This is a genomic window from Yoonia litorea (assembly GCF_900114675.1).
Classification (GTDB): Bacteria; Pseudomonadota; Alphaproteobacteria; order Rhodobacterales; family Rhodobacteraceae; genus Yoonia; species Yoonia litorea.
Window position 1 is genome coordinate 359,612 of the sequence record NZ_FOZM01000003.1, and the last position, 26,790, is coordinate 386,401.

Genomic DNA, 26,790 nt, shown 5'->3' on the forward strand with positions numbered 1-26,790 from the left:
AACGCTATATCCTCAAGCAGAGCTAAAGGAGGCCTGCCGGATGTTTTTTATGAATCGCGACAAATCTCAGATGGTAACCGCTGAAGAGGCCCTTCCAGGCCGCGATACTGCGATCCCGACAGCACAGACACATTATGTCTATGGCACCCCGCTTCTGGCAAACACGCCTGTCGGTATGGAAGAGGCGATGTTCGGCATGGGCTGTTTCTGGGGCGTGGAACGGATGTTCTGGAAACTGGACGGCGTGCAATCCACAATGGTGGGCTATGCTGGCGGCTACACACCGAACCCGACATATGAAGAGGTCTGCTCGGGCAAGACGGGTCATAACGAGGTGGTGCGCGTGGTCTATGATCCGGCTGTCATCAGCTACCAAGACCTGCTGCGCGTCTTTTGGGAGGGGCATGACCCGACCCAAGGTATGCGGCAGGGTAACGACCGCGGGACGCAATACCGCTCCGGCATCTACACCTTTACACCTGCGCAAAAATCGCAAGCCGAAGCCTCGAAAGAGGCATTCGCGCCGCGCCTGACGCAGGCGGGCTACGGCGCCATCACGACAGAGATTATTGAGGCCCCTGAGTTCTACTTTGCTGAGGACTACCACCAGCAGTATCTGGCCAAGAATCCGAATGGCTATTGCGGGTTGGGCGGCACAGGCGTGACCTGCCCGATTGGTGTGAACGTCTGAGGATGCGCCGGTGAGACCTGACCTCATCGCTTTGACACTTCTTGCGCCTGTCCTTTTGGGGCAGGCGTTTTTCGTCCGGCGCGGGGTGCAGGTCTTGCCGGAGGCCACAGGCGAAAGGATCGGGCAGGCGGGCGAGGGACCGCCGTTGCGCCTGCTGGTCATTGGCGATTCCTCTGCCGCGGGTGTGGGGGTGAGGTCGCAAGACAGGGCCTTGCTGGGACAGTTGGTCAGTCGCTTGGCGCGGCGTCATCAGATCGCTTACACGCTGGTTGCGAAATCAGGCGCGCGGACCGCCGACGGGCTTGCATGGATCGATGACATTCCGGGCGCGTTTGACGTGGCGGTTACAGCATTCGGTGTGAATGACGTGACAAAAGGAACCTCGCTGCCGGCGTTTGTGAGCGCACAGCAGCAGCTTTGGGAGAGGCTCAAATCCGCAAAGGGTGTGGGACAGGTGTTGGTCTCCGGGATGCCGCCACTTGGCCAGTTTCCGGCACTTCCACAGCCGATGCGGTGGGTTCTGGGTGCGCGTGCGACGCGTTTTGGCGCAGCACAGGAACAGGCCGCCGTTCAAGCTGAGGCGGTGACTTTCGTGAAATTTTCACGTGACCTTGTCGCCTGCGAAATGGCCGCAGACGGGTTCCACCCAGGGCCGACTGTCTATGCCGATTGGGCCGAAGCGGTCGCAGAGCGGATCGCGTTGAAACGACCAGTTGCTTGACGGGCGCGGGTCTGGGCCATAACCCGACAGCGTTACCCCAAGAGGCCCCGGCATGACGACATTCACGGCATTAACGACCATTCACGGCGAAGACCCTGCCTATGCTTTGGCAGACGCCCTTGAGACGTTGGACCCCGAACCTACAGGTGTCGGCGTGTTCGAGATCGAGGACGGCTCAGGTCTTTGGGAGGTTGCGGCCTATTTTCTGGAGCACCCCGATGCGGGGGCTTTGGCGGTTCTGTCTGCGCTGCATCATGCCAAACCCTTCGGAATTTCCGAAATTCCCGATCAGGATTGGGTTTCGAAGGTACAGCGCGAGCTTGCACCGGTCGAAGCGGGCCGTTTCTTTGTCTACGGCAGCCATGATGCCGACAAAGTGCCCGAAGACCGTGTGTCTTTACTGATTGATGCGGCAATGGCCTTTGGCACCGGACACCACGGGACCACCAAAGGCTGCCTTGAAGCCTATGACCGCCTGCTATCCGCAGGGTTCAGCGGTGGGCGCATCCTTGATGTGGGCTGTGGGACGGCCGTGCTGGCGATGGCCGCAGCCAAAACCGTCGATGACACCATTATTGCAAGTGACATTGATCCGGTTGCCGTCGAGGTGGCAGAGGCGAATGTCAAAGCCAACGGTTTGGCGGGGCGTGTGGATTGTATCGTCGCTCCGGGGCTTGATGCGCCAGAATTGGCCGAAAACGGGCCTTATGACCTGATTTTCGCAAACATCCTCAAAGGGCCGTTGATCGGGCTTGCCCCTGATATTGCAGCCCATGCCGCCACGGGCGGCCATGTGATTCTTTCCGGCCTTTTGAACGAGCAAGCAGAGGAAGTGATGTCCGTTTATCAACGAAACGGGTTCAATCTGCATGAAAGAACCTCTATTGTTGACTGGACGACGCTCGTTTTTGGCAAAAAATGACCGATTTGGGGTGCATTTCTCCAATTGTGTTGAAGAAAGCCTTGTTCGGTGCGGAAATCGTTAAGATCATACATCTATTGTATGAGTGATTATCAAATCTGGAGGGTCCGGCGGTGCAACCTAACGTCCCATTTGACAAAAGACTGAAAGAAATTTCCCGGCGTCACGACAAGATGGCGCGTGGTGCTGTGCGTAAAGTGAATGCAGACGGGCTGATTGTTGCGCGCCCTCGCGCTTATCGCCCACGGTTTCCGCTGAAAGGCCTGTTGGTCGTACTGGCGATTGGCTTCCTCTTCAAAGGGTTCCTTTTCGCATACCTGGGCGAAACAGCCTACGCGGAACGCGTTGCTGGCCTGCAGGCAGGGTCAACGATGGAACAGGCAGGTGCATGGGTCATGCAACCTGATCCGGCGACACTGGCTGTTGCAAGCCTCTTGCAGACGATCCTGCCAGAATAATCGCACCACAGAACGCAAAATGGCCGCGCCTTGATCCAAGGCGCGGCCATTTGCGTTTTAAGCTCAGGCTTAGCGGGTGATACGGTCCGCGATGTCGTCGATATCACCGTAGCAAAGACCGATATCGTCCAGCTCACGTGCTGTCAGCTTGGACAGCGCCTTGCGTGTGACGCGGGCGTCGTTCCATGCGGCGACAACGCCGAATGCAGAAACGATAGCGGTTGAGATGCGGCCTACAGAAAGGCCAACAGCGGGGCGGGATGTGTCGTAAACGGCCATGGCCATGTTCCTTTGTTGAATGCTGCTTTGCAGCGATAATCTGATGCGGCGCATGTAGGCGGCGGCAATGACCGTGACTAGTGCCATTTTGGCATGGGTCATATGCGTTTTCAGCATGCCTCATTTTTAAGCACGGGATGCCGCAAACCCCTTGTTTTCTTACCTCAGGGAATGTCGCGATTCAGCGTGGAAGTGACGCTCTTTGCCGTTTTGGCGCGGCCGCCTGATAGCTGCCTTTGCGTAACACTCTTGGTCTTTGTTCGCCTTTTGTGCTACCGCTTTTGCAACAGAACAAAAAACAGAGGCGAGCGATGCGCGTTTTGGGGATCGATCCGGGCCTGCGGAACATGGGGTGGGGAATCATTGACGTGTCAGGATCGCGGATCAGCCATGTGGCGAATGGCATTTGTCACTCTGCCGCCGGTGATCTTGCGCCACGCCTTTTGTCGCTGCATGAGCAGCTCACCGATATCTTTGAAACCTATCAGCCTGACTGTGCGGCGGTCGAACAGACCTTTGTGAACAAGGATGGGGTTGCAACCCTGAAGCTGGGGCAGGCGCGGGCCATCGCCCTGCTGGTGCCCGCACAGGCCGGAGTGCCGATTGGCGAATATGCCCCGAACGCGGTCAAGAAATCAGTTGTCGGTGTCGGTCACGCCGCCAAGCAACAAATCGAGCATATGGTGAAAATCCAGCTCCCCGGTGTGAAGCTTGCGGGGCCTGACGCCGCCGATGCGCTTGCGATTGCGATCTGTCATTCGTTTCACGCCCAATCGCAGGGCACGCTTGAGAAAGCCTTGGCGAGGGCGGGCGCATGATCGGCAAGATTGCGGGCCGTCTGGATTATCGCGCCGCTGACCACGTTCTGATTGATGTGCGCGGTGTGGGCTACATTGTTTATGTCACCGACCGCGTGATGGCCGGTCTGCCGCCAACTGGCGAGGCGGTTGCGCTTTATACCGACCTTTTGGTGCGCGAAGACAATCTGCAGCTTTTCGGTTTCACATCGCTTGTCGAGAAAGAGTGGCACCGCCTTTTGATGTCTGTGCAGGGGATCGGGGCCAAGGCCTCTATGGCGATCCTTGGCACCTTGGGGGCCGATGGTGTGAGCCGCGCCATCGCTTTGGGGGATTGGAACGCGGTGGCAAAGGCCAAGGGCGTTGGACCCAAGACCGCGCAACGCGTGACCATCGAACTCAAGGACAAAGCGCCGTCTGTCATGGCGATGGGGGGCACTGTGTCAGAGGCGCTGGGCGATGAGGTGATCGAAGCCGATACCCCGCCGTCTCCGCGCCCCGCACGGCAGACCCCGAAAGCCAACCCGGCACAGGCCGAGGCGCTCTCGGCACTGGGCAATCTGGGCTATGCACCCGGTGAGGCGGCTAGCGCCGTGGCAGAGGCGGTTGGCGAAAACCCCGACGCTGACACATCAGCCCTGATCCGTGCAGCCTTGAAGCTGCTTGCGCCGAAAGGGTAGTCAGACATATGACCCAGCCTGATCCCACATTGCGCCCTGACCCCCAGCCAGAGGATGCCGACCGCGCCTTGCGTCCGCAGACGCTGGACGCTTTTATCGGTCAGAAAGCCGCAAGGGCGAACCTGTCGGTCTTCATTGAAAGCGCCCGCAGACGCGGCGAGGCGATGGATCATACACTGTTTCATGGCCCACCCGGGCTTGGTAAAACCACCTTGGCGCAAATCATGGCGCGCGAACTTGGCGTCAATTTCCGCATGACCTCTGGCCCGGTTCTGGCCAAGGCTGGCGACCTTGCGGCCATCCTGACCAATCTCGAAGCGCGGGACGTCCTCTTTATTGACGAAATCCACAGGCTGAACCCGGCTGTGGAAGAGGTGCTCTATCCCGCACTTGAGGATTTCGAGCTTGATCTGGTCATCGGCGAAGGGCCAGCCGCGCGAACCGTCCGCATTGAATTGCAGCCCTTTACGCTTGTGGGGGCAACAACACGCATGGGGTTGTTGACGACACCATTGCGGGATCGTTTTGGCATCCCCACGCGGCTTGAGTTCTATTCAGAAGATGAGCTGAACGAGATCGTCACCCGTGGTGCGCGTCTCTTGGGGGCGCCAGCCTCGCCGGAAGGTGCCCGCGAGATCGCCCGTCGTGCCCGCGGCACGCCGCGCATCGCGGGCCGTTTGCTGCGGCGGGTCGTGGATTTTGCCATCGTCGAAGGGGACGGGACGGTGACACAAGCCATCGCGGATCGGGCGCTGACCCGTCTGGGTGTGGATCATCTGGGTCTTGATAATGCCGACCGGCGGTATTTGCGCCTGATTGCGGAAAGCTATGGCGGCGGCCCTGTCGGAATCGAGACCCTGTCAGCCGCCCTCTCAGAAAGCCGTGACAGTCTGGAAGACGTGATCGAGCCTTACCTTTTGCAAAAGGGACTGATACAGCGCACGCCGCGTGGGCGGATGCTGGCGCGGGATGCCTGGGCGCACCTGGGACTGAGCGCGCCAAAAGGGCAGAGCGATCTCTTCGGGTGAAACGCCGGAGCCTCCGGCGGGAGTATTTGAGGCAAAATGATGATGGATACGTATTTCACCCGATCAGACGGCGGCTATGTGTTTGCCCGTTGGGGCCGCCCTATTGTGCCGGTGGTTTTTGGCGTTCAGGACGAAACACTCTCCGTCTTTAAAGGCGCGATCGAGGCTGTTGTGGCCCTTGCCGGTCACAAGATGGCCGAGACCGATCCGGAGCTTGGCGCGAACCTGATGGTTTTTTTCTGCCGCGACTGGGCGGAACTGACGGAGGTGCCGCATCTTGACAGTCTGGTGCCTGATCTGGGACCGCTTGTTGCAAAGCTGGATCAGGCGGAGGCCAATCAATATCGTATCTTCCGGTTTGACGAGGCTGGCGCAATTCGCGCGGCCTTCGTGTTCTTGCGCATGGATGCGCATCTTGAGGCTGTCTCGGCTGACACGCTTGCGCTTAGTCAGGCGGTGCAGACAATCCTGCTGTGGTCTGATCTCGCCTTCACTGATCAATCGCCTCTGGCGGCCATTGACGGCAAAACGGTGTTGCGGCCTGAGGTGGCCGACGTGATCCGTGCAGCCTATGATCCGGTGATGCCGTCCTTCGCCAATGACCCGTCACATGCCTTGCGCCTTGCCGCGCGCATTCAGGTGCCGCAATGACCCATCGTTTTGCACTTCGCGTCTATTACGAAGACACCGATCTTGCAGGCATTGTCTATTATGCCAACTATCTCAAGTTCATTGAACGCGCGCGCAGCGAGTGGGTGCGCGAACTGGGGATTGATCAGGCGCAGATGAAAGCCGACGGTCTGGTCTTTGCCGTCCGCCGCGTCGAAGCCGACTATCTGTCACCGGCCCGCTATGACGACGAACTCTGTGTCGAGACCACCATGCAGCCTGGCTCTGGCGCACGCCTCATCGTCAAGCAGGACGTCAAACGTGGCGAGACGGTCCTTTTCTCGGCGGTCGTTACCATCATCTGCATGACAACAGAGGGGGCCGTGGCCCGTCTGCCAGCGGTGATCCGCCAATTTGTCCACTGATCTGCCAGCTCATTTCGCAGATGTGATGAGGGATGTATTGGATTTCTGCCGCCAGGTAGCGTAATCTCTTGCCATACCAGAGCCCTCAAAGGGCCGCAGACAGAGCAGGCAAATGGAAGCAGCACACGAATTTACCATGTGGGCGTTGTTCGCGCGCGCCACGATTACCGTTAAAATCGTCATGATCATGTTGGTGGCAGCTTCCGTCTGGTGCTGGGCTGTGATCATCGACAAGACATTGCAATACCGCAAAGCACGGGCTGAAGCGGCCGTGTTTGACAGGGCATTCTGGTCGGGTGAGCCGCTCGACGGGCTTTTCGAACAGATCGGCACTGATCCTGATGGCGCATCGGAGAAAATCTTTGCCGCAGGCATGTCTGAATGGCGACGGTCCCATCGCGACGATGGCGGGTTGATTGCCAATGCCACCGCACGCATCGACCGGTCCATGGATGTGGCGATCGCGAAAGAGGCGTCACGGTTGCAAAAAGGGTTGCCGATTTTGGCCACGGTGGGGTCGACCGCACCGTTTGTGGGACTCTTCGGGACGGTCTGGGGCATTATGAACGCCTTTATCGAGATCGCCGAAGCGCAGACGACCAACCTCGCCGTTGTGGCCCCCGGCATTGCCGAGGCGCTGCTGGCCACGGGTCTTGGTCTTTTGGCGGCGATCCCGGCGGTGATCTACTACAACAAGTTTTCTGCAGATAGTGACCAGATCGTCGGCGGCTACGAGGCCTTTGCCGACGAATTCGCCACGATCCTCAGCCGCCAGTTGGATAGCTGATTATGGGCGGTGGTATTCTGGAAAGCGGCGGCGGTGACGGCGGCAGACGGCGTCGCAGACGTGCCCGCCGTGGCAAGCCGATGTCGGAAATCAACGTCACCCCCTTTGTAGACGTGATGATGGTGCTTTTGATCATCTTCATGGTCGCCGCCCCGCTGTCGGTCGTGGGCGTGCCTGTGGAGTTGCCGGAAACGGCGGCGACGGCTTTGCCAGGTGATGAGGAAGAGCCATTGACGGTCACCATCACCGACGATGGCCGCGTGATGATCCAGGAAACCGAAACCGACGAGGCGACCTTGGTGACCCGGTTGCAGGCGATTGCAGCCGAGCGGGAAAGTGACAAGATCTTCCTGCGTGCGGACGGGCGCAATGACTGGAACCGCGTGGCCACGATTATGGGGCTGTTGAACGCCGGCGGCTTTTCCGACATCGGTCTGGTCACGGACACCATGCCAACGGATGGTGCAGGCGGATAAGCCATGGCGACCCCGGGCACATTCATTTCGACAGCAGGCCATATCGGTCTGATCGGCTGGCTGATTGTCGGCTGGGGGATGAATGCCGAACCGTTGCGGATCGAGACGATGGATGTCTCGGTGATTTCGGGTGAGGAATTCGACCAGATGCGGGCGGCAAGGACACCCGTGCCCGGGGCCAATCCTCCTGACGCGCCTGTTATCCCTGCGATCAACCCCGCCCCGCCCGAAGCGCCGGCCCCCGAGCCGCCAAGCGAGGTTGCGCCGGTGCCAGAGCCGGTGACGCCGCCTGAAAGCGAAACGCCGCCGCCACCGCCGCCTCAGCCGGTCGAGACGGATGTTGCTGATGACCTTCCTGCGACGCCCGTGACACCTGAAGCGCCGCCGCCTCTGCCTGATCTGCCACAAAGCGACACGCCCACGCCGCCGCGTGCGCCGACGGTTGCCTCGCAGATCACGGCGCCACCGCCGCCTGATGCGACCGTCGATGACGTTGTGCGTGACGCCGTGGTTCCCGACGAGACATCCTCGGCTGACGTGCGTGCCGACGAACAGGAGGCAACAGCCCCAGAGGAAACGACGACCCAGATCGTGATCGACGATCTGGCGCCTTCAACATCAGTGCGCCCCATGACACGTCCCAACCGTCCGACCCCGCCGCGCGAGAACGCAACGGCCGTGGCTGAAACGCCGGACCCTGATCCTGCGCCCGTGGCTGATGATGTGGCGGCCGCGTTGGAGCAGGCATTGGAGACGACACAGCCGTCTGCGCCTGCGGTGCCTGCCGGTCCGCCTATGACAGGAGCAGAGCGTGACAGTTTCCGTATTGCGGTGAACCGCTGCTGGAACGTGGACCCCGGGTCTGTTGCCGCACGTGTGACCGTCGAAGTGGGCTTCAGTCTCGAGCGGGATGGAACAGTGCGCGGCGGGGATGTCAGGCTGTTGTCATCCGATGGCGACGCATCTGCGACCCAGACAGCCTTTGAGGCCGCACGCCGCGCGATCTTGCGGTGCCAGTCGGGAGGCTACGATCTTCCGGCTGAGAAATACGACCAGTGGCAGGATGTGGTGATTACATTTGATCCCAGTGGGATGCGACTGAGATAGGCGAAACCATGCGCAGGTGACACATCATGTGTTTTTCCCCCTGCACATTTGGCACAGAAAGGACAGGTTGGGCCGCAGGTCCGACAGGTGAAGTGAGGCAAAGATGATGAAACGATTTTTGAGTGTGCTACTGGCGCTGATGTTGGCCGGACCTGTGTTGGCGCAGGGAGGACCGCTGCGCCTGACCATTACCGACGGTGTGATCGAACCTATCACCTTTGCTGCGCCGCGCTTTGAGGTGGAAACGCCAGGCGCGGAAGGTGTCGCCAGCGATATCTCGCGTTTGGTCGTGCAGGACCTTGCCGGTACGGGTTTGTTCCGTGAGGTTCCGTCGACGGCGTTCATTTCGCAGATCACGTCTTTTGCCCAGCCCGTCGCTTTTGCCGATTGGCGCGCGATCAATGCCCAAGCCCTGATTGTGGGCGCGGTTGCGGTCAGCGGTGAACAGATGACTGTGAAGTTCCGTCTCTACGATGTGTTCTCTGGTCAGGAGCTTGGACAGGGGCTGCAATTTGCAGGAACGACAAGCGGTTGGCGTCGCGTGGCCCATAAGGTCGCTGACGCCGTCTATAGCCGGATCACCGGCGAAGGCGGCTATTTTGACAGCCGCGTTGTATTCGTTGCTGAGAGTGGACCCAAGGATAACAGGCAAAAGCGGCTTGCGATCATGGATTATGACGGGGCGAATGTGCAGTTCCTGACAGACAGCAGCAGTATTGTGCTTGCCCCGCGCTTTTCGCCCAACGGGGACCGGGTTCTTTATACCAGCTTCGAGTCAGGCTTCCCGCGCATCAACGTGCTCAACGTTGCAACCGTCGGGCGCCAGCAGCTTGCAACCGCACCCGGCGAGATGGCCTTTTCGCCACGGTTTTCACGCGACGGTCAATCGGTGATCTATAGCCTGTCCAACGGCGGGAATACCGACATCTATCGCACTGACCTCAACACCGGTCAGCATTTGCGCCTGACCTCTGCCCCGTCAATCGAAACGGCGCCGAGCCTGTCACCGGATGGATCGCAGATCGTGTTTGAAAGCGACCGGTCGGGCACACAGCAGCTTTACGTCATGTCGGCCAATGGCGGCGAGGCGCGGCGGATTTCTTTCGGACCGGGGCGCTATGGCACGCCTGTCTGGTCGCCGCGTGGTGATCTGGTAGCCTTTACCAAGCAGAACGCCGGACGCTTCCATATCGGCGTGATGCGCCTTGACGGATCAGAAGAACGCTTGCTGACGTCATCGTTTCTAGATGAGGGGCCGACTTGGTCGCCGAACGGACGCGTGATCATGTTCAGCCGCGAAACCCAAGGGGCTACCGGCGCAAGTTCGATCTATTCCGTCGATATCTCAGGCCGCAATCTGAGGGCGGTTCCGTTGCAGGGCGGCGCATCCGATCCGTCGTGGGGACCATTGCAGCCATAAAGATGTGTGATTCCCCAAGCGGAAATCCCGTGCTAGATTGGGGCCAATAACAATAACGCGCAGTTCATATACAGGATGAAACCGATGACATTTTTGACCAAAACGGCGGCAGCCTTGCTGATTTTGACCACGGCAGCCTGCACCAATCCCGACCGGCTTGGCGGCGGCGGGCTGAACGGGCAGGGCGCTGCAGGTGCGAACGCCGGACTGAGCGGCGCTGCCAGCGACCCCAGCAGCCCGGCTTTCTTTAACCAGACAATTGGGGATCGCGTTCTCTTTGCTGTTGATCAGTCCACCATCACACCCGAAGGCCGCGCCATTCTTGACGGTCAGGCGCAGTGGCTTCTCGCCAATTCTGACTATCGCGCTGTGATCGAAGGACACGCAGACGAGCAGGGCACACGTGAATATAACCTTGCCTTGGGCTTCCGCCGTGCAAACGCTGTGCGCGAATACCTTGTCTCGCGCGGGGTGCCGGCTGGCCGTCTTGAGGTCACAAGCTACGGTAAAGAGCGCCCGATCGAAATCTGCTCGAACGAATCCTGCTATGCGCAGAACCGTCGGGCGGTTACGGTGCTGTCATTCTCGGCTATTACTAGCTGATCAAGACCGAAGGACCTTCCATGTTGCATCGTATTGCTGTTGCTTGTGCTCTGTTGCTGACTCCGCTTCCTGCTTTTGCGCAGAACGAGACCTTGGCAGATATACGTCAGCAGTTGACGGTGCTTTATGTGGAGGTCCAGCGCCTGCAACGCGAGCTGTCCACGACCGGCGGGCTGAATGCCGGTGTGGCTGGCAATACGCCGCTGGAACGCCTTGATGCGATCGAAGCGGAGTTGCAGCGGTTGACCGCGAATGCCGAGCAGCAGGAATTCCGGATCAACCGGATCACCGCTGACGCAAACAACCGCATTGGTGATCTGAACTTCCGGCTTTGCGAGTTGGAGCCTTCTTGCGACATTGGCCAGTTGGCCGAAACACCGCTGGCGGGTCTTGAACCGCAGGCAAACCCGACATTGCCACCGGCACAGGACCCCGCCGCACCAGCGCTTGCCGTGGGTGAACAGGGCGATTTCGATACAGCGCAGGCAGCGCTTGCCAATGGCGATTATCAGGCCGCTGCAGATCTGCTTGCCAACTTCACGGCGAACTATCCTGGCAGCCCGCTCACGGCACAGGTGCAATTCCTGCGTGGTGAGGCGCTTGAGGGACTTGGCCAGATTACAGATGCCGCACGGGCATACCTTGAAGCGTTCTCCGGTGACCCTGCCGGACCGCTGGCACCAGAGGCACTTTACAAACTGGGGGCGTCTTTGGGGCGCATCGGGCAAACGCAGGATGCCTGCCTGACACTGGCAGAGGTCAACGTGCGCTTCCCCGGTGATCCGATGGTGTCGGTCGCGCAGGCCGAGATGCAAGCCTTGGGATGCCAGTAAGCCAGACGCTCGCTGACAGGTTTGCCGAGGGCGTCGCGGCCTACGACCCTGCTGACGGCCCCGTTGTTCTGGCGGTTTCGGGTGGTAGTGACTCCACAGCATTGATGCATCTGGTTGCGGCACAACTGCCCGCCGACTGTTTGGTTGTTGTCTCCGTCCATCATGGGTTGCGGCAGGAGGCTGATGCCGAGATTGCCTTGGTCGCGGCGCAGGCCGAGGCTTTGGGCCTGCGGCACGAGGTTCAACATTGGGCATGGGATCAAACCGGCAATCTGCAGGCTGCTGCGCGAGCTGGGCGCTGGGCGCTTTTGCGTGATTATGCGCAGTCGGTCGGAGCACAAGCGGTCTGGATGGGTCACACAGAGGACGATCAGATCGAGACCGTCCTGATGCGACTTGCTCGCGGATCAGGCGTGGACGGGTTGACGGGCATGGCACCTTTGTCCCGACGTGACGGTGTGCTGATCGCACGGCCGCTTCTTGGTATGACACGTGCAGATTTGCGCGAATGGCTGAAGGAACAAGCCCTGTCTTGGTCGGATGATCCAAGCAACACCGACCCGCGGTATGCCCGTGTCAAAGTCAGGCAGATGTATGCACAGTTGCAGGATCTGGGGCTGACCCCGAAGCGGCTGTTGCAAACGGTCGAGCATATGCAGGCAGCGCAGGCGACACTCATTGCCGCGGCCAAGGATTTCGCGACCAGACATGTGGTGCAAGAGGGTGCTGATCTTGTCCTTGACGGTGCTGTGCTTGACCTCGCGGCTGGCGATACGCCAAGACGGGTGCTGACAGCGGCACTTGCTTGGGTCAATGGTGCCAACTATCGCCCGCGCTTTGATGCCCTACGGCAGGCCGCAGCCGAGGCATGTGCGGGTCAGACCGTAACGTTGGCTGGCGTCATCTGGCTGCAAGAGAAAGACGGGCGCGTGCGCCTCATTCGGGAGGCGGCAGCGACGGCAACCTCTCCGCTTTCCCCGCGCACCGATGGTCAGGACAGGACGTTGATCTGGGACAGCCGCTGGACGATTTCAGGGCCATCTGGCACTGGTTTGCAGGTGCGCGCTTTGGCGGATGGATTGCAAAGCTGTCCCCAATGGCGCGAGACGGGTGTGCCACGCAGGTCGCTGATGGCCTCGCCAGCGATTTGGGACAAGGAGACATTGGTCGCCGCACCGGTCGCAGGGCTGGCAAACGGCTGGTCGGCACGGATTGTCGCGGATTTCCATTCTACGGCCTTTGCCATTGAAGATTAGGGTTTCACCTCTATTTTAGAGGAAACGCTTGTGTGGCGACTCTGTCGCTCCAATCCCCGATTTCAAAGGAGTTTTTCCCTTGGGCAACGCGCGTAATATGGTCTTTTGGGTCGTCTTGTTTTTGATGGTCCTTGCGCTTTTCAATCTCTTCAGCAGCCCCCCTGGCACGCAAAACAGCCAGGCGCGGAGCTATTCGGAATTCGTCGAAGCCGTCGAAGGTGGCCGCGTCACTGATGTGGTGATCGATGGCGAAAGCGTCCGTTATGCCGAAGGTGGTCGGTCGTTTACGACGATCATGCCGCAAGATGCTGAAATCACGAACCTTTTGATCGAGGCTGGCGTTCCGGTTGAAGCGCGCAGTCAGGAAACCTCTGCGTTCCAGTCGTTCCTTGTCAGCCTCTTGCCGTTCCTGCTGCTGATCGGTGTCTGGATCTACTTCATGAACCGGATGCAGGGTGGCGGCCGTGGTGGCGCGATGGGCTTTGGCAAAAGCCGCGCGAAGCTACTGACGGAAAAGCATGGCCGCGTCACGTTTGATGATGTGGCTGGCATCGACGAAGCTAAAGAAGAGCTGGAAGAAATCGTGGAATTCCTGCGCAACCCGCAGAAATTCTCACGGCTTGGCGGCAAAATCCCAAAAGGCGCGTTGCTTGTTGGCCCTCCGGGTACGGGTAAGACGCTGCTTGCGCGGGCAATCGCGGGCGAAGCTGGCGTGCCGTTCTTCACAATCTCGGGTTCTGACTTTGTTGAAATGTTCGTGGGTGTTGGTGCGTCGCGTGTGCGCGACATGTTCGAACAGGCCAAGAAGAACGCACCTTGTATCGTGTTTATCGACGAAATCGACGCCGTGGGCCGGTCGCGTGGCGCAGGCTACGGTGGCGGCAACGACGAACGCGAACAGACGCTGAACCAGCTTCTGGTCGAGATGGACGGATTTGAAGCAAACGAAGGCGTCATCATCGTTGCGGCGACCAACCGCCGTGACGTGCTCGACCCTGCCTTGCTGCGTCCGGGCCGCTTTGACCGTCAGGTCACTGTGCCGAACCCTGACATCAAGGGGCGCGAAAAGATCCTCGGCGTGCATGCCCGCAAGATCCCGCTGGGGCCAGATGTGGACCTGCGCATCATCGCGCGCGGTACACCGGGCTTCTCTGGTGCGGACCTTGCGAACCTTGTGAATGAAGCGGCTCTGATGGCTGCGCGTGTCGGACGCCGGTTCGTCACCATGATCGACTTTGAATCCGCCAAGGACAAAGTGATGATGGGCGCGGAGCGTCGTTCGATGGTCATGACCGCCGAGCAAAAGGAAATGACCGCCTATCACGAGGCAGGTCACGCCATTGTCGGCATCACCCTGCCGAAGTGTGATCCGGTCTACAAAGCCACGATCATTCCGCGTGGTGGTGCGTTGGGTATGGTAATGAGCCTGCCTGAAATGGACCGCCTCAACATGTTCAAGGATGAATGCCACCAGCGTCTGGCGATGACGATGGCCGGTAAAGCGGCAGAGATCATCAAATATGGCGAGGATCAGGTCTCGAACGGTCCGGCCGGTGATATTCAGCAAGCAAGCCAGTTGGCCCGCGCGATGGTTCTGCGCTGGGGGATGTCCGACAAGGTCGGCAACATCGACTACGCCGAAGCGCACGAAGGCTATTCAGGCAATACCGCGGGCCTTTCGGTTTCGGCCAGCACCAAAGAACTGATCGAAGAAGAAGTGCGATCGTTCATCCAGCAAGGCTATGAGACAGCGCACAAGATCCTGACCGAGAAGCACGAAGAGTTCGAGCGACTGGCACAAGGTCTGCTTGAATACGAGACGCTGACGGGCGACGAGATCAAGCGCGTGATGAAGGGTGAACCACCCCACATCAGCCCTGACGCCGATGACACGCCGCCATCGGGTGGCACGCCTTCGGTTACGGCCATTCCGAAAACCAAACCGAAGAAGCCGCGTGCTTCTGATGGCGGGATGGAGCCTGAACCCTCAACCTAACCGACACCATAACGTCGCCCCTCGGGGCGGCGTTTTTCATTGGCGCATCTTTCGGGTTGTCTGACTATCACGCCGCGCGGTAACCATCGTTCATTGTTGCTGCACGGAGACCTTTATGCCCGCACTTGCCCCGACCGGATTTACAGGCACCATCGTCTGGATCGGGCATGTCCCTGATCGCGACAAAGCATTGTCATCCACGAAAATGGACACGGCGGAGCTGACCTTTGCCGGTATCCCCGGAGAGGCGCACGGCGGTCTGACCCGGCCATCCTGTAGCCGTGTCGTCAGCCAGTATCCCAAGGGCACGGAAATCCGGAATACGCGTCAGCTTTCTGTTGTATCTGCTGAGGAGTTGGCGGAAATCGCGGCTGACTGCGGTCTGGATGCGCTTGACCCTGCCTTGGTTGGTGCGTCTCTCGTGATCAGTGGTATCCCGGACTTCACCCATCTGCCGCCGTCGTCACGGTTGCAGATCGCCGAAGGCGCGACACTTGTTGTCGATATGGAAAACCGTCCCTGCCACCTGCCAGCCAAACCGATCAACGCTGCCCACGCGGGTGCCGGTGACAAGTTCAAGGCTGCCGCAAAAGACAAGCGCGGCGTGACAGCCTGGGTTGAGCGGGAAGGGAAAATAAAAATCGGGGACGCAGTCAGACTGCATGTCCCCGATCAAAGAGCGTGGCGCGCCGGTTGACGCGCCAACGGATGCCTTAGGACATCGCTTCGATGTAGAAGTAGTAGGCCGGTACGCCTTTCGCGGCATCAGTAAAGCCGTCGTTCGTTGCGTTTGTTGCCGCTTCCTCGTAGCTGTCGTTCCACTTTTCGACAAACTCTTCGAGGCTCAACATGCCGTCGGTTGTCGCATCGGCCATATCGAATTTCTGGTTAATCTCGCTGATGTCGATCTGGTAGTCGTCTGCACGCGCGACCCATTCGTCGCGGGTCAGTTGACGGTCGGAATTGGCATCGGCTGCATTAAAGTTGACAGCCGCCAGACCGATCCAGATGTCGCGGTTCTCGACGTCGAATTCCGCAGCGCCGGAGCCTTCACCCAGATAGACAAACGGTTGCTCGAAAGAGGTCGCCATGTCACTGTTGTCGCCGCTTTGGGGGAATGTTTCGGCGTGGATATTCTCGGCTTCACCGAAATACTCCTGTGCGGTGATCACCTCGTCGAGGTTTTCATCCAAAGAACGGATCGTCTCTGCGTCCCATTCCAGATAGGGTGAGGCTTTCTCGGTGCAGGCCACGTACTCTTCGCGTGTCAGCGCGCCGTCCTTGTTGACGTCAATCTCTGCAAAAACGGCCTGTGCGTTTTCGGCCAGTTCAGTCGGGTCGAGAAAACCGTCCGTATTCTGGTCCCCCGGGAAGAATGCGTTTTCGCAAAAGCTTGGTGTTGCGCCGTGACCGCCAGCAACAGCTGCCAGTGGCAGGATGGCGGTCGCCGTCGAGACGAGAAGTGTCTTCAATGTGGTCATTGTTGGTCCTCCTGTTTAATACGTTCACCGACACAACACGGCGTGGTTGGAATTGTTCCGTTGCGGTCATCACGGTTCCGATATGAAACAGCCCGCCGCGCAGGCGACGATTCCAAGGGCGAAAATGTCGTAATCACCGTGCATGCCGCTGTATCCAGCGGTTAGAAGCTGATTTGAACAAGAATGGCCTGAGCCAAATCGCAGGGAAGTCACCAATGGAATATAAATCTGATATCGAGATCGCACGCGCGGCCAGCAAACGCCCTATTCAGGAAATTGGTGCGAAGCTGGGCATCGACAGTGATGATCTGCTGCCCTACGGCCACGACAAGGCCAAGGTCAGCCAGCGCCTGATCGACAGCGTGCAGGATCGCGACGATGGCAAGTTGATCCTTGTGACCGCGATCAACCCCACCCCTGCCGGTGAAGGGAAAACGACGACAACTGTTGGTCTGGGTGACGGTCTGAACGCAATCGGCAAGAAGGCCGCGATCTGCATCCGCGAGGCGTCACTCGGTCCGTGCTTTGGCATGAAGGGCGGCGCCGCTGGTGGTGGTTACGCGCAGGTCGTGCCAATGGAAGACATGAACCTGCATTTCACAGGTGATTTCCACGCGATCACTTCGGCGCACAACCTGCTGTCCGCGATGATCGACAACCACATCTACTGGGGCAACGAGCTCGAAATCGATATCCGCCGCGTCGCATGGCGCCGCGTGCTGGACATGAATGACCGCGCCCTGCGCCAGATCACAGCCTCCCTTGGCGGCGTGGCCAACGGTTTCCCGCGCGAAGCCGGTTTTGATATCACCGTGGCCTCAGAGGTCATGGCGATCCTCTGCCTTGCCCGCAACCTTGAGGACCTGCAAAAGCGTCTGGGCGACATCATCGTTGCCTACCGCCGTGACCGCAGCCCTGTCTATTGCCGCGACATCAAGGCCGACGGTGCGATGACTGTACTGCTCAAGGATGCGATGCAGCCGAACCTAGTGCAGACGCTGGAAAACAACCCGGCGTTCGTTCACGGCGGGCCATTCGCCAACATCGCGCATGGCTGTAACTCGGTCACCGCTACGACGACGGCGCTCAAGCTGGCCGACTATGTGGTCACTGAAGCCGGTTTCGGGGCCGATCTGGGTGCTGAGAAGTTCATGAACATCAAGTGCCGCAAGGCCGGACTGGCCCCGTCGGTCGTGGTCGTTGTGGCGACAGTCCGCGCGATGAAGATGAACGGCGGTGTGGCGAAGGCTGATCTGGGTGCCGAAAACGTTGAGGCGGTCCAGAAGGGTTGCGCAAACCTTGGTCGTCATATCGAAAACGTCAAAGGCTTTGGCGTCCCCGTCGTAGTTGCGATCAACCACTTCGTCACTGATACAGATGCCGAAGTGCAGGCGGTCAAGGACTATGTTGCGACCCAAGGCTCCGAGGCGATCCTGTGCAAGCACTGGGCGCTGGGGTCGGAAGGCACCAAGGAACTGGCCACCCGTGTGGCGGAGATCGCTGATAAGGGCGAAGCGAACTTCTCACCGATTTATCCCGATGACATGAGCCTTTTCGAAAAAATCGAAACGATCGCCAAGCGCATCTACCGCGCTGATGAGGTTCTGGCTGACGGCAAAATCCGCGATCAACTCAAGCAGTGGGAAGAGCAGGGATATGGCAATCTGCCGATCTGCATGGCGAAAACCCAGTACAGCTTTACCACTGACCCAACCCGCCGTGGTGCGCCGACGGGGCACTCCGTGCCGGTCCGTGAAGTGCGTCTGAGTGCCGGTGCCGGGTTCGTGGTCGTGATCTGCGGTGAGATCATGACAATGCCAGGCCTGCCACGTGTGCCATCGGCTGAATCGATCATGCTGAATGCCGAAGGCCAGATCGAAGGTCTGTTCTAGACTTGATTGCAGCGGCGGCGCAGCTAATGTGCCGCCGATTTTTGCGTGATCCGCAGGATGCCTCCGGCGGTGGTATTTTGAACATGAGAAGATGCGATGACAGCGACAGTGATTGACGGAAAAGCCTTCGCCGCAAAGGTGCGGGGACAAGTGGCCGATGGTGTGGCCAAGCTGAAAGAGGCGCATGGCATCACACCGGGACTTGCGGTGGTTCTGGTCGGTGAAGACCCCGCCAGTCAGGTCTATGTCCGGTCCAAGGGCAAGATGACCGTCGAGGTCGGTATGGCATCCTTCGAGCACCGACTGGATGTGGACACATCAGAAGCAGACCTTCTGGCGGTGATTGATCAACTCAACAACGATCCTGCGGTGCACGGCATTCTGGTGCAGTTGCCTCTGCCGGGCCACCTCGACAGCGATCTGGTGATCAACAGCATTGATCCGGCCAAAGACGTTGACGGGTTTCATATTTCCAACGTCGGGCTTTTAGGCACTGGACAGAAAAGTATGGTGCCCTGCACGCCATTGGGCTGTCTGATGATGCTGCGTGATTATCACGGCTCCTTGTCGGGTATGAATGCAGTGGTGATTGGCCGCTCGAACATCGTTGGCAAGCCGATGGCGCAGTTGCTGCTGGGCGATAGCTGCACCGTCACGATTGCCCATAGCCGCACGAAAGACCTTCCTGCCGTTGTCGGTCAGGCTGATATTGTTGTTGCAGCGGTTGGCCGTCCACAGATGGTCACCGGCGACTGGATCAAGCCGGGTGCGACTGTGATTGATGTGGGCATCAACCGTGTCGAAAAGCCTGAGGGCGGAACGCGTCTGGTCGGTGATGCGGATTTTGAAAGTTGTGCCGCCGTTGCAGGTGCGATCACACCAGTGCCGGGTGGCGTTGGTCCGATGACGATTGCCTGCCTTTTGGCAAATACGCTGACCGCGTGCTGCCGCGCCAATGGTTTGCCTGAACCCGAAGGTCTGACACCCTAGGCCGTCGGGACAGCGATGGCCTTTCGCCCGGTCATAATGGCCATGGGTGGTGCATCAAAGAGCTTGCGCAGATCGGCGGTATGACTGGCAAGCCCGCCTGTGTAGGTACCATAGGCGGGCATGATCAGCCGCTGCGCATCATAGAGAAACGCAGGGCGGCTGCGGCCCGCCACGCGGTGCTTGGGATGGTAGTGTCCAGAGACTTCGGCGGGGGCACCTGTTGCAATGTGGCGGAATGCCAGTGTGCCGACGGTAATCTCGCCCATATGTGCGCCGCCCAGATCAACAGGGCCCGGATCGTGGTTGCCTTCTATCCAGACCCATCGGCGTCCGGCCTGCAGACGGGCCAGCCAGAGCTGCATATCCTCTGTCAGCGCATTGGCCGCCTCAAGATCATCAAAGCTGTCGCCAAGGCAGATCACCATTTGCGGTGCGCATTCCAGAATATCCGCTTCGAGTTTGGAGAGTGTTTCCTGCACCTCATAGGGTGGCAACATCCGTCCGCTGCGCCGCGCGATCCGGTCAGACTTGCCCAAATGCAGATCAGAGACGCACAGCACAGCCTCTTCGGGCAGGAAAAGCGCGCCAGATGGCATCGCCATCAGCGCCATGTCGCAGAACGTAAAACGAAGATTGTTCATGCTCTGTTCTTTGCGCGTGTGGCGCGCGAGGGCAAGTCTAAATTGCGTTGACACCGGCCGATTGCATCAGCCTTGCTGCCTCTTCTTCGATCATGCGGTCCTGCGCAGCACCGGCAACCGGAATACGCCCCATTTCCAGAAACATCGGGAAGGACAGCGGCGAAACACGGTCGAGGGGCATATGGTCGATCCGCCCTGCCGTGCGTGACAGCATCTCTTCGATCCGTCCAAAATCCACCAGACCGCGCATGGCCTCTTCCTTGGTAATCCTGAGCATGAGGTGATCGGGGTCATACTTCGACAAGGTGTCATAAAGAATATCCGAGGAAAACGTGGCCTGCTTTCCCGATTTCCGACTTTGCGGCAAGTTCCTTTCGATGAGACCCGCGATCGTGGCGGCGCCGCGGAACGTCTTTTTCATCACGGCATTTCCGGACAGCCACGTCTCGAAATCATCCCTGAGATTGCTGCCATCAAAAAGCGGTGCAGGGTCGGTGACCGGATCAAGCCCCCAGATCAGCGTGGCATAATCGGTCGCCACAAACCCAAGCGGGTGAAGACCCACTTCCTCCATCCGTTGGGTCATCAGCATGCCCAGCGTCTGCATCGCATTGCGGCCTGCAAACCCGTAGGCGCAGATATGGTGCCTGCCTTCATGTGGGAAGGTTTCGACAAGGATACGGTCAGCCTCGGGCAGTTTTGAAACCTCACGCTGCAAGGTAAGCCACTCTGCCGTGTGCCGTGGAAGTTCCGGCCAGTTCGGTTGTTCAAACATCCGCAAGATACGGTGCGACAGCTGCGTGCTATTGGCAAACTTCGTGCCCATGAAGGTCGCGATCTTGGGCGTCTTGTCAGAGCGGCGCGAGACCTCGACCGTCATTTCCTTCAGCCCCTCATACCGGACGACCTGTCCGCCGATCAGAAAGGTGTCGCCGGGAGTAAGAGTGGCGGCAAAGGCTTCTTCGACTTCGCCAAGGGGTTTGAAGTTACCCCGCAGACGGACCTTCAGCGTGTCCGTGTCCTGAATCGTGCCGATGTTCATGCGGATGCGTTGCGCCGCGCGTGGGTCACGCAGTTGCCACTGTCCGTCAGGGCGTTGCAGCAACCGTTTCCATTTATCGTAGGCGCGCAGGGCGTAGCCGCCTGTCGCGCAGAAATCCAGACAGTCGTCAAAGGCTGCGCGGCTCAGCGTCCTGTAGGCACCGACGGTGCGGATTTCTTCAAACAGATCGTCTTCGTCGAATGGGCCTGCGCAGGCGCGGATCAGGATATGCTGACAGAGAACGTCTTTCGGTCCATCGCCTTTGGGGTCGCCGTCCAGATCTCGTTCCTTGACCGCTTCAAGGGCCGCAACGCACTCAACAACTTCAAAACGATTGGCCGGAACCAGAAGCGCTTTGGAGGGTGCGTTATAGCGGTGGTTGGCGCGACCGATGCGTTGAATCAGGCGCTTGACGTTCTTGGGTGCGCCGACCTGAATGACCAGATCGACGTCGCCCCAGTCAATGCCAAGATCGAGCGACCCTGTGCAGACGATTGCACGCAAATCACCCGCGACCATGGCCGCCTCGACGCGTTCACGCTGTTCGCGGGCAAGGCTGCCGTGGTGAATGCCGATTGGCAGGTCGTCGGTATTGGCAAGCCAGAGCTTATGAAAGAAGATCTCGGCCTGCGCGCGCGTGTTATGAAAGATGAGGGTGGTCGTGTGTTTCTTCACTTCCTCAAGGACGGCGGGAATGGCGTAGCCTGCACCACCACCGGCCCAAGGCGGATTTTCCTCGGTCACGAGCATCGCAATATCCGGATCAGGTCCGGGATCGGCATGGATGATCGCGCAAGGGTCAGGGTGTCTGGCCAGTTCGTTTGCGATGGCGGCAGGGTCCTCAACCGTTGCTGACAGACCGACACGCCGCATCTGTGGCGCAAGACTTTGCAACCTGCTGAGGCAGAGCATCAACTGATCGCCGCGCTTGCTTTCCGAAAGGGCGTGGATTTCATCGACCACGACCCGTTGCAGACTGCCAAAAATGCGCGGCGCGTCCTCGTAGGATAAGAGTAGCGCGAGGGATTCAGGCGTGGTTAGCAGGATATGGGGCGGGTCAGCGCGTTGGCGGCGTTTCTGAGTGTAGGAGGTATCGCCGGTGCGGTCCTCGATCCGGATGGGCAGACCCATCTCCTCCACAGGTGTTCTCAGGTTGCGTTTGATATCAGCAGCCAGTGCCTTGAGAGGTGAGACATAGAGCGTGTGCAACCCCTCGTGACCGCCGCCCGCAAGGGCCGCAAGCGTGGGCAGGAAACCCGCGAGTGTTTTTCCGCCGCCTGTCGGTGCGATCAACAGAAGTGCCGGATCATCGGCGCGGTCCAGCATGTCCTGCTGGTGCGGGTGTATCTCCCAGCCGCGTTTGGCGAACCAGTCTTGGAAAATCGGGGGCAGGGCGTTCATGGGGGTAAAGGTGCGGCTGGTATGCAGGGCGTCAAGGCACTGGTGGCTTGGGGCGCGGGGTTAGTTGTCTGATGGCGTCCTGAACAGCGCGGGGAAGTGTCGTATCGGCCGCGCCAGCGATATCCAGGGCTGCGGCGACGTCTTTGAAGAGGATACCGATGCTGTTGTCTTCGCTGTAGCCGTCTCTTGCAAATTCGATCTCGTCAAAACCGGACGCCAGCCAGTTCTGCCCCGAGGCTGCGTTGATTAACGCAAGCAGCTTGCCTTCATCGACGCCTTGCGCGTCCGCCCAGTCCAGCACCAGTCGGGTCATCGCCGTATGAGAGGCGGCAAGCAGGTTGTTGAGCACCTTGGCAGTCATGCCCGCCCCGTAGTCGCCCATATGGTGGATTTCGCTGCCCATCGCCGCAAGCGCCGTTTGCACCTGATCTGCCGGACCGCCGGTCATGAAGGTCAGCGTGCCTGCGTCCGCCTTGACCTGTGCCCCTGACATCGGCGCGTCGATCAATGCGATATGTCCCGGCATGCGACCACGCAGACCTTTGACGTAACGAGGTGAAAGCGTGGAGCTGATCACGACCCGCTGCAGGGCTGATGCCCGCGTGACAAGTGCCTGATCGTCAAACAAGACCGCGTCGGTTTCGTCTGTGTCACGAACGACAGTGATCAACGTTTCCAGACCGTCGGCAAAGGCATGAATATCCCGCCCGACCCCTTCGATCTGCCGAATATCAAACCCGCGCGCATCGAAACCTGCCCTGCGCAGATTGGTCAGCATCCCGAACCCCATGCGTCCGCAACCGGCCACGCCGATGATCCCTGTCATGCTGTCCTCCCACGAAAAAGGGCTCCGCACAGCCTAGTGCGAAGCCCCGATAATGAGAATGGCAAAGCGCCCTAGCGGACGATCTCTTCTTCTTTGACGAACATGTTGGCCCAGGCGCGGTCCACCAGTTCCGGCGACATCTGATAAGGGATGCCTTCGAATTCACAGATTGAGATCATCTGGTCGATCAGGAAGATCGGCTGGTAGTTCGCATAGACGTTGTCGATCTCTGGGTAGCGGACGTTCAGCAGATGCACGAGCGTGTCTTCGTCGAGCGGCATTTTGCGCTTGCGGGCAACCATGGCGAAGATTTTGAGGTAGTCTTCCTGATTTGGACCGTCGATCTTGATCTTGTAGAAAATACGACGCAGGGCCGCTTTATCGAAGATCGCATTGGGGTGGAAGTTGGTCGAGAAAACCACCAGCGTGTCAAATGGCACCTCAAATTTCTCGCCCGATTGCAGGGCAAGGATATCCTTGTTTTCTTCCAGCGGAACAATCCAGCGGTTCACAAGGGTCTGCGGCGGTTCCTGCTGACGGCCAAGGTCGTCCACGATAAAGATGCCGCCGGTCGACTTCAGCTGCAACGGGGCCTGATAGGTGCGGGCTGTCGGGTTGTAGACAAGATCAAGCATCGACAGCGAGAGTTCACCACCGGTGATCACTGTCGGACGTTCGCAGCGGACATAGCGCGTATCGAACCGGCCTGACGTGCGACGCAGGCTTGTGGGGTCGTCAACATCATCCTCGGCCGCGCTGTGCACGATCGGGTCGTAAACCGTGATCACCTGACCGGAGTATTCAATTGCGCGGGGCACATAGATCTTGTCACCCAGCGCGTCGCGAATACCGTTGGAAATCGAGGATTTACCATTCCCCGGAGGGCCATACATCAAGATCGAGCGACCTGCGCTGACAGCAGGCCCAAGGTTGGACAACAAATCCTCTGGCAGGACAAGGTGACCCATCGCGGTTTCAAGCTGGTCACGTGTGATCTGGATATTGCGGATCGACTGTCGCTGAATTTGCTGGCGGTAGATTTCCAGCGGGACCGGCATCGCGCCGTAGTATTCGGACTGTCCAAGCGCATCGAGGGCGCGCGCACGACCGGCATCGGTCAACTGGTATCCCATTTCGTTGCCGCTGTTTGCGTTCAATGTGCCTGTCGCCTCAAGCAGGAGCTGGCCGCGTGCGAGGTCAACAAGCTCTTGCGTGACAGGGATCGGCAGGCAGATCGCCTTGCTGATTGTGGACACCAGATCAAGGTTCATCCGGAACATCGTCTTGATCAGAATATCCCGCATCATCGCTGTGGGCAGCAGCATACCTTCAAGCCCGCGCGGTGCTGGAGGTGCCGTGACGCCTGATGTTTGCATGTTCATAGTGTGTCTGCCATCCAATCAAATCGTTCGAATGTCACCTAAAGGGACACTTCGCGTATATACTACCTGCTTTTGTGGCGAAATAGTGAACAAAGCCGCGCCAAGCCGTGGCGATCAATCAAAAACTGCAAGTGCCAAATAAAAGGTCAGAGTCATGCCCAGCGGTAGCCCTTTTGGAAAATAGCGGCCTGCATGCCAGCTTTTCCACTCAGGCGCGAAATTCCGCAGGCCGGTGAAACGAAAGAGGCTATGCACCGCGAGCGATGCGACCAGAACCAGCGCAAAAATGATCATCACAAGTGTGAGGTCGCCCAAGACAAAGTAGGGGGCCATCACGGCGATCATCTTGGCATCACCACCGCCCATCGCGCCAGCAGCCCAGAACAGCATCCCGATGGCAAGCATCACCGGAAAATGCAGCCACTGCCACAGGTACATTTCCAGCCCGAAAGCGAAGGGTCCAAGGATCACGAAAGGCAGGGCGAGAACGATCACCGACCGATTGGTGATCTTCATGGCACGCATGTCGTTCCACGCGATGTAGAGCGTGATTGGCAAAACAGCCGGCAGGAACCAGATCGCGGCCTCAGCCGTCATGCCCATGTCAGTTGACGACGTTGTTTTCGAGTGCTTCGAGCGCGCGGGTTGCCTCTTCGAAGAACTGCGGATGCGTGTCGATCGCGTCAACCAGCAGGGATTTTCCGATCGTGATGTCGTTTTGCTTGATCGCGGTCAGTGCCATTGTGTGCAAAAGCTGTGCCCGCTCGATTTGGGTCATTGGAATGACGGGGAGGGCGTAGTTCCGCTGCGCCCCACGCGCGAGGACCAGATTGTTCTTTGCGGTGAAGAGATTGCTGTCAAAGCGCAGCGCGTCGATGAACAGGCGTTCCGCGTCTGCATATTCCCCGCGCGTCAGCTTGGAGAAGCCCCAGTTGTTGTAGACTGACGCCGGACGCGTGGTCAGCCCCACAGCCGTTTCATAGAAGCTGTCAGCCTTGCTCCATTGTTGGCGGCTGTCAGCGACCATGGCTTCAAGACGGTAGCGGTTGAATGTCTCGAATGTGGGCGGGATCGTGTTCAGTGTCGCCGCAGCATCATCCCACTGGTTGGTCCGCACATAAGCCCCTGCGAGTTCAACCAGATCGTTGTTGTCGGATTCCTCATTTGCGACGACGGTCTGCCAAGCGGCGATGCCTTCGGTCGGACGACCCGCACGGATCAATGATTGCGCAAGGCCACGTTGAAGGTCGATCCGTCCGGGGTCATTCGCGTTCGCGTTGGCGAAATAGCGGACAGCCTCGTCAGCATCCGCGACGGTCAGCATCACGTCGTTGAGGTTTGTCTCGTCGATAACATTGATGTCTGCGAGAGCTTCCTGAACCTGTTCTTCGCTAGACTGCTCGCACGCGGACAGCGCGATCACAGCCGCGCTCAGCGTCACAATAATGGGATGGCGCATCGTTCTGCGTCCTCTTGCTGCTCTTGCCTATAACGGTTCCGACGTCAGCACGAAATCACCTGGGCCCCGCCGGATCAGATTGAAATTCTGATTTTCTTGAGGCTCATTATTGCCTGTATTTTCCAATTTTGCGAGCGCTAAGCGCAGGTTCTCGCGGATTTCATCGGAATTTCCGTTGTCAGCGGCGAAAGCCCGCTGAAATACCTGACTGGCTTCTGCCACTTGCCCACGTTCCATGAGCACGACACCCAGATTGTTCCATGCAGGCGGGAAGGTGGGGTCCTCTTCGACAGCGCGCCGCAACCAACGTTCGGCCTGCCCCAACCGCCCGAGACTGAGGTTGGCAGAGCCGATGGCCGACAGGGTATCGACATTGATCCCTTGTTGCACAGCGGCGCGGTTATAGGCCTGCAGCGCCAGTTCGTACTCGCCTGCCGCCATAAGCCGATGACCGACAAGAAGACCATCAATGTCGCTTTCACCAGCCACGCCCGGGGCAAACACACCATCTGTCCCATTGCCTCGGCTGCTGTCTGCACAAGCCGAGAGCAACAGCCCCGTGAGGACAACAAATGCTGTTGTCCGCAT

Annotated in this window: 29 protein-coding genes; 20 read left to right on the top strand and 9 right to left on the bottom strand. The window is 59.0% G+C overall.

Annotated features, from left to right (window positions below; translation table 11 throughout):
- Positions 1–40 precede the first annotated feature (40 nt).
- The 4 genes from msrA (at position 41) to BM316_RS14950 (ending at position 2,792) form a co-directional block, all read left to right on the top strand.
- Complete coding sequence (gene msrA, locus BM316_RS14935) at positions 41–691, top strand: peptide-methionine (S)-S-oxide reductase MsrA (protein ID WP_090210186.1); 651 nt, start codon at positions 41–43, stop codon at positions 689–691.
- Positions 692–701: 10 nt separating this feature from the next.
- Positions 702–1,412 carry an SGNH/GDSL hydrolase family protein gene (locus BM316_RS14940; protein WP_090210188.1) on the top strand — a complete coding sequence of 237 codons (711 nt, stop codon included), beginning with the start codon at positions 702–704 and terminating at the stop codon, positions 1,410–1,412.
- Positions 1,413–1,464: 52 nt separating this feature from the next.
- Positions 1,465–2,334 carry a 50S ribosomal protein L11 methyltransferase gene (locus BM316_RS14945; protein ID WP_090210190.1) on the top strand — a complete coding sequence of 290 codons (870 nt, stop codon included), beginning with the start codon at positions 1,465–1,467 and terminating at the stop codon, positions 2,332–2,334.
- A gap of 173 nt (positions 2,335–2,507) precedes the next feature.
- A complete protein-coding gene (locus tag BM316_RS14950) occupies positions 2,508–2,792 on the top strand; it encodes a hypothetical protein (RefSeq protein WP_090210192.1) in 285 nt (94 codons plus the stop codon).
- A gap of 69 nt (positions 2,793–2,861) precedes the next feature.
- Here the strand turns inward: BM316_RS14950 and BM316_RS14955 are convergent, their stop codons facing one another.
- Entirely contained in the window at positions 2,862–3,071 is a 210-nt protein-coding gene (locus tag BM316_RS14955) for a DUF1127 domain-containing protein (protein WP_090210431.1), read from the bottom strand.
- 311 nt (positions 3,072–3,382) lie between these two features.
- Between BM316_RS14955 and ruvC the strand changes: the two genes are divergently transcribed.
- The 14 genes from ruvC to BM316_RS15025 all read left to right on the top strand — a co-directional run bounded on the left by ruvC (position 3,383) and on the right by BM316_RS15025 (position 15,785).
- Positions 3,383–3,889 carry a crossover junction endodeoxyribonuclease RuvC gene (ruvC, locus tag BM316_RS14960; protein WP_090210194.1) on the top strand — a complete coding sequence of 169 codons (507 nt, stop codon included), beginning with the start codon at positions 3,383–3,385 and terminating at the stop codon, positions 3,887–3,889.
- Positions 3,886–4,548: a Holliday junction branch migration protein RuvA gene (gene ruvA / locus BM316_RS14965; protein WP_090210196.1), complete on the top strand. Its 663-nt coding sequence runs from the start codon at positions 3,886–3,888 to the stop codon at positions 4,546–4,548. Before ruvC ends, ruvA begins: the two co-directional genes overlap by 4 nt.
- 8 nt (positions 4,549–4,556) lie before the next feature.
- Positions 4,557–5,576, top strand: a complete 1,020-nt coding sequence (gene ruvB, locus BM316_RS14970) for a Holliday junction branch migration DNA helicase RuvB (protein ID WP_090210198.1) — start codon at positions 4,557–4,559, stop codon at positions 5,574–5,576.
- Between the two features lie 36 nt (positions 5,577–5,612).
- Complete coding sequence (locus BM316_RS14975) at positions 5,613–6,227, top strand: hypothetical protein (protein ID WP_090210200.1); 615 nt, start codon at positions 5,613–5,615, stop codon at positions 6,225–6,227.
- Entirely contained in the window at positions 6,224–6,610 is a 387-nt protein-coding gene (gene ybgC, locus BM316_RS14980) for a tol-pal system-associated acyl-CoA thioesterase (protein WP_090210202.1), read from the top strand. The genes BM316_RS14975 and ybgC overlap by 4 nt, the downstream gene beginning before the upstream one ends.
- Before the next feature lie 112 nt (positions 6,611–6,722).
- Entirely contained in the window at positions 6,723–7,397 is a 675-nt protein-coding gene (gene tolQ, locus BM316_RS14985) for a protein TolQ (protein ID WP_207493719.1), read from the top strand.
- A 2-nt stretch (positions 7,398–7,399) separates the two neighbouring features.
- On the top strand, positions 7,400–7,873 hold the full coding sequence (locus BM316_RS14990) for an ExbD/TolR family protein (RefSeq protein WP_090210205.1): 474 nt from the start codon (positions 7,400–7,402) through the stop codon (positions 7,871–7,873).
- Between the two features lie 3 nt (positions 7,874–7,876).
- Positions 7,877–8,980 carry a cell envelope integrity protein TolA gene (tolA, locus tag BM316_RS14995; protein ID WP_090210207.1) on the top strand — a complete coding sequence of 368 codons (1,104 nt, stop codon included), beginning with the start codon at positions 7,877–7,879 and terminating at the stop codon, positions 8,978–8,980.
- Between the two features lie 103 nt (positions 8,981–9,083).
- Positions 9,084–10,400, top strand: a complete 1,317-nt coding sequence (gene tolB / locus BM316_RS15000) for a Tol-Pal system beta propeller repeat protein TolB (RefSeq protein ID WP_207493721.1) — start codon at positions 9,084–9,086, stop codon at positions 10,398–10,400.
- 84 nt (positions 10,401–10,484) lie between these two features.
- Positions 10,485–11,003 (top strand): peptidoglycan-associated lipoprotein Pal, encoded by a 519-nt coding sequence (gene pal, locus BM316_RS15005; protein WP_090210435.1) that lies wholly within the window; start codon positions 10,485–10,487, stop codon positions 11,001–11,003.
- Positions 11,004–11,023: 20 nt separating this feature from the next.
- A complete protein-coding gene (gene ybgF / locus BM316_RS15010; protein WP_090210209.1) occupies positions 11,024–11,836 on the top strand; it encodes a tol-pal system protein YbgF in 813 nt (270 codons plus the stop codon).
- Positions 11,827–13,092 carry a tRNA lysidine(34) synthetase TilS gene (gene tilS / locus BM316_RS15015; RefSeq protein WP_090210211.1) on the top strand — a complete coding sequence of 422 codons (1,266 nt, stop codon included), beginning with the start codon at positions 11,827–11,829 and terminating at the stop codon, positions 13,090–13,092. Before ybgF ends, tilS begins: the two co-directional genes overlap by 10 nt.
- Before the next feature lie 79 nt (positions 13,093–13,171).
- Positions 13,172–15,088 (top strand): ATP-dependent zinc metalloprotease FtsH, encoded by a 1,917-nt coding sequence (gene ftsH / locus BM316_RS15020; RefSeq protein ID WP_446001690.1) that lies wholly within the window; start codon positions 13,172–13,174, stop codon positions 15,086–15,088.
- A 115-nt stretch (positions 15,089–15,203) separates the two neighbouring features.
- Complete coding sequence (locus tag BM316_RS15025; protein WP_090210215.1) at positions 15,204–15,785, top strand: MOSC domain-containing protein; 582 nt, start codon at positions 15,204–15,206, stop codon at positions 15,783–15,785.
- Positions 15,786–15,801: 16 nt separating this feature from the next.
- On the opposite strand, the gene BM316_RS15030 is transcribed toward BM316_RS15025, so the two are convergent.
- Positions 15,802–16,569 carry an EF-hand domain-containing protein gene (locus BM316_RS15030; RefSeq protein WP_090210217.1) on the bottom strand — a complete coding sequence of 256 codons (768 nt, stop codon included), beginning with the start codon at positions 16,567–16,569 and terminating at the stop codon, positions 15,802–15,804.
- Between the two features lie 215 nt (positions 16,570–16,784).
- On the opposite strand from BM316_RS15030, the gene BM316_RS15035 reads away from it, so the two are divergent.
- Positions 16,785–18,461: a formate--tetrahydrofolate ligase gene (locus tag BM316_RS15035; RefSeq protein WP_090210219.1), complete on the top strand. Its 1,677-nt coding sequence runs from the start codon at positions 16,785–16,787 to the stop codon at positions 18,459–18,461.
- 96 nt (positions 18,462–18,557) lie between these two features.
- On the top strand, positions 18,558–19,451 hold the full coding sequence (folD, locus tag BM316_RS15040) for a bifunctional methylenetetrahydrofolate dehydrogenase/methenyltetrahydrofolate cyclohydrolase FolD (RefSeq protein ID WP_090210221.1): 894 nt from the start codon (positions 18,558–18,560) through the stop codon (positions 19,449–19,451).
- Here folD and pdeM read toward each other — a convergent pair.
- The 7 genes from pdeM to BM316_RS15075 all read right to left on the bottom strand — a co-directional run bounded on the left by pdeM (position 19,448) and on the right by BM316_RS15075 (position 26,790).
- Positions 19,448–20,092 carry a ligase-associated DNA damage response endonuclease PdeM gene (gene pdeM, locus BM316_RS15045; RefSeq protein WP_090210223.1) on the bottom strand — a complete coding sequence of 215 codons (645 nt, stop codon included), beginning with the start codon at positions 20,090–20,092 and terminating at the stop codon, positions 19,448–19,450. The genes folD and pdeM overlap by 4 nt on opposite strands.
- A gap of 37 nt (positions 20,093–20,129) precedes the next feature.
- Entirely contained in the window at positions 20,130–22,535 is a 2,406-nt protein-coding gene (locus tag BM316_RS15050) for a ligase-associated DNA damage response DEXH box helicase (RefSeq protein ID WP_090210225.1), read from the bottom strand.
- Between the two features lie 31 nt (positions 22,536–22,566).
- Positions 22,567–23,361, bottom strand: coding sequence for an NAD(P)-dependent oxidoreductase (locus tag BM316_RS15055; RefSeq protein ID WP_090210227.1), 795 nt, complete (start codon positions 23,359–23,361; stop codon positions 22,567–22,569).
- Positions 23,362–23,432: 71 nt separating this feature from the next.
- Positions 23,433–24,743, bottom strand: coding sequence for a DUF8689 domain-containing protein (locus BM316_RS15060; protein WP_090210228.1), 1,311 nt, complete (start codon positions 24,741–24,743; stop codon positions 23,433–23,435).
- A 114-nt stretch (positions 24,744–24,857) separates the two neighbouring features.
- Positions 24,858–25,340: a prepilin peptidase gene (locus BM316_RS15065; RefSeq protein WP_242649927.1), complete on the bottom strand. Its 483-nt coding sequence runs from the start codon at positions 25,338–25,340 to the stop codon at positions 24,858–24,860.
- Positions 25,341–25,347: 7 nt separating this feature from the next.
- Positions 25,348–26,202, bottom strand: a complete 855-nt coding sequence (locus BM316_RS15070) for a tetratricopeptide repeat protein (RefSeq protein WP_090210232.1) — start codon at positions 26,200–26,202, stop codon at positions 25,348–25,350.
- A 27-nt stretch (positions 26,203–26,229) separates the two neighbouring features.
- The gene (locus BM316_RS15075; RefSeq protein ID WP_090210234.1) at positions 26,230–26,790 is read right to left on the bottom strand and encodes a tetratricopeptide repeat protein; all 561 of its coding nucleotides are present in this window, start codon (positions 26,788–26,790) and stop codon (positions 26,230–26,232) included.